This window comes from Schaalia naturae, from assembly GCF_042665795.1.
GTDB lineage: Bacteria > Actinomycetota > Actinomycetes > Actinomycetales > Actinomycetaceae > Pauljensenia > Pauljensenia naturae.
In genome coordinates this window covers 1-2,025 of the sequence record NZ_JBHTEF010000016.1, presented here as the reverse complement: position 1 = coordinate 2,025, position 2,025 = coordinate 1, and the positions used below count along the sequence as shown (strand labels likewise).

Sequence of the window (2,025 nt, the reverse complement as noted above, 5' to 3'; positions counted from 1 at the left end):
ATGCTCACCACACGACTGAGGATGTGGCGATCGCGATTGGTCGAGCTTTTTCTGAAAGTCTTGGCGAACGTCGAGGCATCAAACGTTATGGCAGTATGCTATTACCGATGGATGAAGCTTTAGTGATGTCAGCGATTGATATCAGCGGACGTGGGATGGCTGTGGTCGAGCTGGATATTCCCAGCGAAAAAATCGGTTCGCAATTTGATACTGAGTTAGTTGAGGAATTCTTTATCGCTTTTGCCCGAGAACTAGGTGCGACGATTCATCTGCACCAAATTGCTGGTAAGAATAGCCACCACATCGTGGAAGCCTGTTTCAAAGGTTTTGGAAGAGCGTTAGGTGATGCGGTAGCAATCAATCAATTAGCACCAGATGAGATTCCATCAACAAAAGGAACGATCAATTAAGGGGAAGCCTATGCTAGCAATTATTGATTATGGTGTCGGCAATCTCTTTAGTTTGTCGCGCTCATCGGAGTATTTGGGAGTAAATGTCAGATTACACGTTCATTAAATGAATTGAAAGCGGCCAATCGAATCATTTTACCGGGGGTTGGAGCATTTGGCGATGCACGAAAGAAACTAGAAGAATTGTCTTTAGTTGAGCCGATTCAGGAGCTGGCAGCTTCTGGCAAGCCATTTCTTGGGATTTGCTTAGGGATGCGAGCTCTTATTTGATAAAAGTGAAGAGTTTGGAGAGCATCCTGGTTTAGGCTTGATTCCTGGGCGAATTGTCTCAATGCGTGAAGCATTTGATCAAGCAGATATCGATCTAAAGGTTCCACAGATTGGTTGGAACAAGCTAGATATACGAAATACAGAGTGTCCGTTGGTTAAATCATTGGGTCCTAATGATTTTGTCTATTATGTTCATAGCTACTTTGCAACGGATTGTCAAGAGCATCTGGTCGCCGACAGCGAATATGGACTCTCTATCCCAGGGATCGTACAAAATAAAAATGTCTTCGGTACCCAATTCCACCCAGAAAAAAGTGGAGAAGTCGGCTTGAATATTCTAAAGGCATTTACGGAGGTACCAGTATGAAAATTTTCCCAGCAATTGATCTTTTAGATGAGAAAGTTGTGCGCTTATATCAAGGTGATTATCAGCAAAAAGAGGTATTTGGTGATGATCCAGTGGCTTTTGCTAATCTTTTGAAAAAGCGGGTGCTAAGTATCTGCATCTTGTTGATTTGGACGGCGCTAAGGCCGGAAAGCTGCACTATTTTGGAATCGCTAAAAAAATCGTTGAAAACACGAATTTATTTGTGGAGGTTGGCGGTGGAATCCGTGATGAAGAAACCATCGAGCATTGCTTATCCGCAGGTGTCGATCGAGTTATACTTGGGACGATCGCACAAAAGGACCCTGAGTTTACCCAAGCGATGCTGAAAAAGTACGGAAGTAAAATCGCGATCGGTGTCGATGCGAAAGATGAGAAGGTCGCAGTCGAAGGCTGGCTGGAAAAAACGGAGACAGATGCGTTTGAATTTTGTCAGCAACTTGTTGAATGGGGCGCTGAAACGATTATCTTTACTGAAATCTCTCGTGATGGTACTGGTGAGGGAATCAATCTGCCACTATATGAAAAGCTCAATCAGTTGAATATTGAAATTGTGGCTTCTGGCGGTGTCGCATCACTAAAGGATATTGAAGGCTTGAAGCAGTTGGGAATTTCCAGTGCGATTGTCGGAAAATCACTATACAATGGTAGCTTAAAGCTAGAGGATGTTTTAGCAGTCGGTGAGGAGGATGACCAATGATCGCAAAGAAATCGTACCATGTTTAGATGTTCGAGATGGGCGTGTGGTTAAAGGTGTGAATTTTGCTGGTTTGCAGGATGTCAATGATCCCGTGACTTTAGCTCGTTTTTACAATGAACAAGGAGCAGATGAGCTGGTTTTTTATGATATTACAGCTTCAGCAGAGGAACGCGGCTTGTTCACTGATATTTTAAAAGGTGTCGCTTCAGAAGTTTTTATCCCTCTAACTGTTGGCGGTGGAATTAATGAGGTATCTGACT

Annotated in this window: 3 protein-coding genes and 2 pseudogenes; all 5 read left to right on the top strand. The window is 43.4% G+C overall.

What is annotated here, in order from left to right; genetic code table 11:
• A partial coding sequence (locus tag ACFQWG_RS14260) for an imidazoleglycerol-phosphate dehydratase (RefSeq protein ID WP_380976545.1) occupies nt 1-410 on the top strand: 410 nt, incomplete at its 5' end.
• 111 nt (nt 411-521) lie between these two features.
• Complete coding sequence (locus ACFQWG_RS14255) at nt 522-680, top strand: glutamine amidotransferase-related protein (RefSeq protein WP_380976543.1); 159 nt, start codon at nt 522-524, stop codon at nt 678-680.
• Nucleotides 673-1,047, top strand: a pseudogene (hisH, locus tag ACFQWG_RS14250) (imidazole glycerol phosphate synthase subunit HisH); the annotation flags it as partial. The gene ACFQWG_RS14255 and the pseudogene hisH, both read left to right, overlap by 8 nt.
• Nucleotides 1,044-1,765, top strand: a pseudogene (locus ACFQWG_RS14245) (1-(5-phosphoribosyl)-5-[(5-phosphoribosylamino)methylideneamino]imidazole-4-carboxamide isomerase). The pseudogenes hisH and ACFQWG_RS14245, both read left to right, overlap by 4 nt.
• The coding region (locus tag ACFQWG_RS14240) for a HisA/HisF-related TIM barrel protein (protein WP_380976541.1) at nt 1,755-2,025 on the top strand (271 nt) is incomplete at its 3' end. The pseudogene ACFQWG_RS14245 and the gene ACFQWG_RS14240, both read left to right, overlap by 11 nt.